This window comes from Microbacterium sp. C448, from assembly GCF_000582705.2.
In the GTDB taxonomy this organism is placed as follows: domain Bacteria; phylum Actinomycetota; class Actinomycetes; order Actinomycetales; family Microbacteriaceae; genus Microbacterium; species Microbacterium lacus_A.
In genome coordinates this window covers 15,033-20,920 of record NZ_HG779691.1, presented here as the reverse complement: position 1 = coordinate 20,920, position 5,888 = coordinate 15,033, and the positions used below count along the sequence as shown (strand labels likewise).

The window sequence follows — 5,888 nt, the reverse complement described above, 5'->3', positions numbered from 1 at the left end:
CCCCGTGATCACACACGGAATCTCTTCCCCCCGCGCCGCCCACGCCACCGCAACGTCGAATGCGTGTGCACCACACCACCCACATCCGGCATGTTCCGATACACATACGCATGCGCCGCGGTATCACTCGACGGAGAACGATCACTCCCCGGCGTCCCGGCGATGACGTTCCCATCCAGATCGCACAGAATCATGTTCTCCGGAGCGAGATCGTCATACGACACACCACTGGGCTTGATCACGAACAAGTCCGCCCCGGGCACACGACCCGACACATTCCCACCCGTCCACACCACCAAGCCGTAACGCACCAACTCCGCATGCAGCGCGGCGACCTCGATTCGGGTGGCGGCGATCGCTGCCTCGACGGAATTCGGGTCTTCGGTCGTGCTCACGGGGGCTCCATCGGTCTCGCGGCGGTCGCCTCGGGTTCGAGCGACCCTCACGATGTTACCGGTACCATCCGATTTGCGCGAGAGTCCGTCCGCCGCTGGGGAGTTCGTTCAGTCGCCGAGCGGAATCGCAGAATCGCGCACGACGAGCACCGGAGGCTCAGCGAACGCCTCCCCCGGCGCGCCGACGACCTCAGCGACCACCCGCCGCGCTTCGGACGCGAGGTCGAGTCGCACCGTCGTCAACGCGGGCAGGTAGAACGCGGAGTCGGGATTGTCATCGAACCCCACGACCGAGACCTCGCGGGGCACGTCGATGCCCTGAGCACGCAGTCCCGCCATCAGACCGAGCGCCATCTGATCGTTCGCAACGGCGAGCGCAGTGGGCGCCTGTGCGCGCCCGAGGGCTTCGGCGACCGCCTCTGCGAGCGCATACCCGGCAGCAGCACTCCAGTCGCCCTCCCACCGGTCGGCGAGGGTCAAGCCTGCGGAGTCAAGCGCGTCAGCCACACCCCGGGAACGAGCCGTCGCCTCGAGCCAGTCACCCGGGCCCGCGACCTCCGCAATTCGTCGATGCCCGAGGTCGATCAGGTGCGCCACCGCGAGTGCCGCGCCCGCCGACTGAGTCGCCACACCGGTGCCGCCGTGCAGGGCGACGATCGGAACACCGGGCGCCGCCGCGGTGGCCGCCTCGAGCGTGCGCGTGTGGGGTGCGACGAGCACGATGCCGTCGACGCCCTGCGCGAGCAGGTGCTTTACCGCGGCTTCGACCGACGACGCATCCGCGGCGTCCGCGTAGGCCGTGGCGATCCAGCGCCCTCCCGTTCGGGCCGCCGCCTCGAGAGCGGCGACCCCTTCGGCGGGTCCGTAGAGGGCGGCATCGGATGCCACGACGCCCAGGGTGCGCGATGTGCTGGTGCCCAGGGCTCTCGCGGCGTTGTTGATGCGATAGCCGAGCGCCTGGATCGCATCGAGTACCCGCTGACGCGTTTCGGGGCGGATGTGCGGATGACCATTGAGCACGCGCGACACCGTCTGCGTCGATACTCCGGCGTGCGCGGCGACGTCGCGGACCCCGACGGCGCGCACGGGGGCGGGCTGCGTCATCTGTCATCCCCTCCTTGGGCTGTGCCTCAGCGTAGTGATAGTACATGTGTACTATTTGTTTGCTTCTGCCGTAGCTTTTCATCGTATCTTTGTGCTACGCTCGATCTGTGATCGAAGTCCTCGAGCATCCGCAGACATCGTCGACGAGCGTGTCCATGGAAGAGTCGCTGGGCTTTCTGTTCGATGATCTCCAGGGTGATCAGTTCGCGTCGATCCGGCACGATGCGCGTCGTGCGGCCGGTATCGCGGAGGCGATCGAGATCGCGCGTCGGCATCCGTACGTCTACACGGACATCGTCGGGCGAGACGGCGAAGACCTGGCCGAGCGTGGGGTTCTGCTCGATCTGTCTCTGCGTCTGAACGTGTCCGAGCAGACCCTCCGGTCCCACGCGTACACGGCATCGGCCGCATCCGAGTCGTTGCCGTGGCTGTGGCGTCGCGCCCTCGACGGCTTCGCGCCTCTCGTACTCGTCGATGCGGTCGTCGCGGGAGCCGCCCGGCTGCGTGCTGCGGACGGTGCCTCTCCCGAAGAGATCGCGGAGGCCGAGTCGGCCATCGCTGAACTTGACGCAGCCACATCGGAGTGGGTCCTGTCCTGCACGCGCGCCGCATTCCGCGCACGCCTCAAGCGGCTGCTCGAGCGCCTCGACACCCGTCGCTCCGAGGTACGCCACGCCGCTGCAATGCGCGATCGTCGCGTCTGCATCGAGCACGTCGACGACGGGATGTCGTGGGTCTCTGCCCTCGTACCGACCGTCGACGCGGTGGCCCTCGGTCGTCGCCTGGACGCGACCGCAAAGGCGACGTCGAAGGATATCCGCGAGCTGCGCACCCGCGATCAGATCCGCGCCGACCTGTTCGCGTCATGGTTGAAAGGCGACGGGACGGCGACCGCGGTCAAGACGAAGGTCTTCGTCACCGTGCCGGTTTCCCTGCTCGCGGGAGAGGGGACGACGGCGGGCGCAGGTGGCGACCTCGCAGCCCGGCTGGCCGGGCTCCCCCGCGAGGATGCGGAGCTCGTGGGTCACGGTCCCATCGATCCACTCACGGCCGCTCAGCTCTTCAGCGATGCCAAGGCCTTTCACCGCGTGATCACGGATCCGGTACGCGGGGTCGTGCTCCAGATGGACCGCCGCACGTATCGCCCGACAAAGGCGCAGCGGGATTGGCTCGTCCTGCGATACGGAAGGTGCGCTCGCGATGGCTGCACGCGCCTCGCCCTCGACGCCGACATCGATCACGACAAGCCCTGGGCTCTGGGAGGGAAGACCGACGAGGTCAACCTGCGCCCGCTCTGTCCTCCGGATCATCAGCACCGGCACATCACCAAGTTCCGGTTCATCACACGAAGCGACGGCACGGTCAGGGTGGAGACTCCCACGGGATACGTGAGTTCCGCTCCGCCGCCGTTCTGACCGAGCGCGCTTCACCCGCCCTCGCACGGCACCCGTGTGCGAGCCTGGAGACATGCGCATCGCTCTCACTGGTTCCTCCGGCAAGCTCGGTTCCGTCGTCCTCAATGAACTGCGCGCCGCCGGGCACGACGTCATCGGCATGGATATCGTCGGGCAACGCGGGCCCGGATTTGTTCGTGTCGACCTCACCGACTACGGCCAGGTGGTCGATGCCCTCACCGCCGTCAACGACCAGCACGACGGCTTCGACGCGGTGGTCCACCTGGCTGCCATCCCGGCTCCCGGCATAGCGCCCGATATCGCGACGTTCCACAACAACATGCCGAGCACGTTCAACGTCTTCTGGGCTGCGATCCGCCTGGGCATCACCCGGATCGTCTACGCATCGAGCGAGACCGTGCTCGGTCTGCCCTTCGATGTGCCGCCGCCCTACATCCCGGTGGACGAGGAGTACCCCGCCCGCCCTGAGTCCGTCTATTCGCTGGTCAAGCACCTCGAGGAGCAGCTCGCGATCGAGCTCGTGCGGTGGCATCCGGATGTCTCGATCACCGCACTGCGCTTCTCGAACGTGATGGTGCCCGAAGATTACGAGGCGTTCCCCTACGACGCCGACCCGCGGGATCGCAAGTGGAATCTCTGGGGCTACATCGACGCGCGCGACGGCGCCCAGGCCATCGAGCGCGCACTGCAGGTTGCTCCCCCGGGCTTCGACCGCTTCATCATCGCGGCGGCCGACACCGTCACGACCCGGCCGAACGCCGAGCTCCTCGCCGAGGTCTTCCCCGACGTGCCCGTCCACGGCGACCTCGGCGAGCACGACACGATGCTCTCGATCGTGAAAGCACGGCGCCTGCTCGGCTACGACCCCCAGCATTCCTGGCGCGACTGACCCCTACTCGCCTCCGTCGAACAGACCGCCATCCAGGACCCAGTTGTATCGCAACCGCAGCGCACGCTCGGTGCTCGCGACGAGAGTCGCGACGACCAGCGAGATGTTCGCCCACGCCGGCAGATGAATAGGGCTCGCGAAGGTGCCGATGTTGTCGGCGATCAGCGGAATGTGTGAGATCTCGTCGATGATCTGCGGCACACCGAGAACGAGCGCGATCACGAGGATGATCAACGACGCGGACCCTATCGCGCGACTCAGGACAGGGTGAGCACGCTCGAGACGAGCACGACGACCCTCTGCGGAGGCCTGATCGGGAGTGAGCTGCCGCTCCGAACCATCCGGGGTGACGTAGTGACACCGTTTGATCCCGAAACCCGAGACAACGACCTCGATCTTGCCGCCGGGCACGGTGAACGTCGCCGGAAGTTTCGACGTCGCCTCATGGACTCCGTCGCGGTAGAGCTTCGCGAGTACGGTGCCGTTCGAGTCGCCTCCGTGGCGGACGTCGACCGTCCACGTCTGACGGGAGCCGTCCGGACTGACAAGACCCAGATGGAAGACGGAGCGCGAGAACAGCTGCCACCAACGAAAGCGAGGTAGTGGGTGCCCATCTCCGGGCTTCACCGACCTTTTGAGCATGTGCTTCAGACTCCCACGACGTAGGTCATGGCCGCCCAGATCGACACCGTGGTCACGGTTGTCCAGACGACGATGGCCACCGCCTGCCAGAGCAAGACCCACCCTCGCCGAGTTCCGCTGGCGACCAAGATCGCGGACGTGAACTGCGTCGGGATCGCGAGGGGGCCCAGGATGCTCGCGCCGGGCACGCCGAACCGAACCAGCCACCGCTTGAAACGCTGACGCCCCTTCGACTCTGACTTGCTGGGCGCCGCGTCGTCCTGAGAAGCGCTGGCGCGGTTGACGACGGCGGTCCGCGCCCTCGACGTGAGCAGCACCACGACCAGAACACACAAGAAGTTGCCGGATGCCGCGGCGATCGCGGCGACGATCGGATTGAGCCCGCCGACGATTCCGATCATTGCCGCGACCTCGCCCTCGACGAACGGAATGGTCCCGGCGAGCATCACGATGAGAGGGCGGAGGATCTCGGGGACCTGCGCGACCATGTCCTGGAAGTTGGTGACGAGCTCCTGAAGAGGGTTCATGATTTACGAGTAGAAACCGTGTTCCGACAACACAGTCAAATCGGGCAGAATCGACCGGATGGCATGGAGCACACGCGAGCTCGCGGATCTCGCCGGTACGACCGTCAATACGGTGCGGCACTATCACCGCGTCGGGCTTCTCGACGAGCCCGATCGGATGTCGAACGGGTACAAGCAGTATCAGGTTGAGCACCTCGTGCGGCTGCTGCAGATCCGGCGTTTGAGGGATCTGGGCGTACCGATCGAACAGATCGAACAGGTCGGACAAAGCGGCGATACGTCCTCGCAGGCACTAGAAGCCATCGACGCGGAACTGGCGTTGAGCATCGAGCGCCTACAGCGTGCGCGAGCCGAGATCGCCGCGATCTTGCGGGGCTCCTCGGCGACCGACGTTCCGAGCGGCTTCGAACATGTCGCCGCCGGGCTGTCCACCTCAGACCGGGCGCTGATCCTCATCTATGAACAGTTGTACGACGAGGACGCGATGGCGGACGTACGACGGATGCTCGAGGCCGAGCGCGACCAGGCGACCGAGGACTTCGATGCGCTCGCGCCGGATGCAGACGAGGATGAGCGACGTCGACTCGCCGAGAGATACGCGGTGACCCTGGCGCGCGCCATGGCCGACTATCCCTGGCTGATGAGTTCGCCGGGTGCGCACTTCTCAAAGGCACCGAAGCTGGCCGCGAGCGCCGTGTCCGAGTCGGTCCTGGCGCTCTACAACCCCGCCCAGTTCGACGTGCTGGCTCGGGCGACCGTCATTGCCCGGGAATCGCTGCCGAAGGACGAAGCCACGGACGAGTGAGGGTCCCCACCGCCTCTCCCCACGCCGCTGCGCGGCGCGCGGAGCCTCTGGCGGCGTGGGCCCATCGAACACGCGACGCTTCGCGCCGCTGTTCGAATCCCACGGCACCCG

6 protein-coding genes and 1 pseudogene are annotated in these 5,888 nt (G+C 66.6%); 3 read left to right on the top strand and 4 right to left on the bottom strand.

Annotation, left to right across the window (positions count from 1 at the left end; genetic code table 11):
• A pseudogene (locus tag MIC448_RS09470) lies at positions 1 to 395 on the bottom strand (class II aldolase/adducin family protein); the annotation flags it as partial.
• Between the two features lie 108 nt (positions 396 to 503).
• The gene (locus MIC448_RS09465) at positions 504 to 1,499 is read right to left on the bottom strand and encodes a LacI family DNA-binding transcriptional regulator (protein ID WP_036298738.1); all 996 of its coding nucleotides are present in this window, start codon (positions 1,497 to 1,499) and stop codon (positions 504 to 506) included.
• Positions 1,500 to 1,606: 107 nt separating this feature from the next.
• Here MIC448_RS09465 and MIC448_RS09460 point away from each other — a divergent pair, with 107 nt between their 5' ends.
• Together MIC448_RS09460 and MIC448_RS09455 are read left to right on the top strand one after the other, a co-directional pair.
• Positions 1,607 to 2,914, top strand: a complete 1,308-nt coding sequence (locus tag MIC448_RS09460) for an HNH endonuclease signature motif containing protein (RefSeq protein ID WP_036298735.1) — start codon at positions 1,607 to 1,609, stop codon at positions 2,912 to 2,914.
• 52 nt (positions 2,915 to 2,966) lie between these two features.
• Entirely contained in the window at positions 2,967 to 3,803 is an 837-nt protein-coding gene (locus MIC448_RS09455; protein ID WP_036298733.1) for an NAD(P)-dependent oxidoreductase, read from the top strand.
• 3 nt (positions 3,804 to 3,806) lie between these two features.
• Here the strand turns inward: MIC448_RS09455 and MIC448_RS09450 are convergent, their stop codons facing one another.
• Together MIC448_RS09450 and MIC448_RS09445 are read right to left on the bottom strand one after the other, a co-directional pair.
• On the bottom strand, positions 3,807 to 4,445 hold the full coding sequence (locus MIC448_RS09450; RefSeq protein ID WP_036298731.1) for a hypothetical protein: 639 nt from the start codon (positions 4,443 to 4,445) through the stop codon (positions 3,807 to 3,809).
• A gap of 5 nt (positions 4,446 to 4,450) precedes the next feature.
• Complete coding sequence (locus MIC448_RS09445; RefSeq protein WP_199484431.1) at positions 4,451 to 4,972, bottom strand: small multidrug efflux protein; 522 nt, start codon at positions 4,970 to 4,972, stop codon at positions 4,451 to 4,453.
• A 58-nt stretch (positions 4,973 to 5,030) separates the two neighbouring features.
• On the opposite strand from MIC448_RS09445, the gene MIC448_RS09440 reads away from it, so the two are divergent.
• Positions 5,031 to 5,777: a MerR family transcriptional regulator gene (locus tag MIC448_RS09440; RefSeq protein ID WP_036298725.1), complete on the top strand. Its 747-nt coding sequence runs from the start codon at positions 5,031 to 5,033 to the stop codon at positions 5,775 to 5,777.
• Positions 5,778 to 5,888 lie beyond the last annotated feature (111 nt).

Excerpts from the sequence above, each read along its gene's own strand:
- MIC448_RS09455 (WP_036298733.1), top strand. The coding sequence starts at position 2,967 with ATGCGCATCGCTCTCACTGGTTCCTCCGGCAAGCTCGGTTCCGTCGTC.
- MIC448_RS09450 (WP_036298731.1), bottom strand. The coding sequence starts at position 4,445 with ATGCTCAAAAGGTCGGTGAAGCCCGGAGATGGGCACCCACTACCTCGC.
- MIC448_RS09440 (WP_036298725.1), top strand. The coding sequence starts at position 5,031 with ATGGCATGGAGCACACGCGAGCTCGCGGATCTCGCCGGTACGACCGTC.
- MIC448_RS09445 (WP_199484431.1), bottom strand. The coding sequence starts at position 4,972 with ATGAACCCTCTTCAGGAGCTCGTCACCAACTTCCAGGACATGGTCGCG.
- MIC448_RS09465 (WP_036298738.1), bottom strand. The coding sequence starts at position 1,499 with ATGACGCAGCCCGCCCCCGTGCGCGCCGTCGGGGTCCGCGACGTCGCC.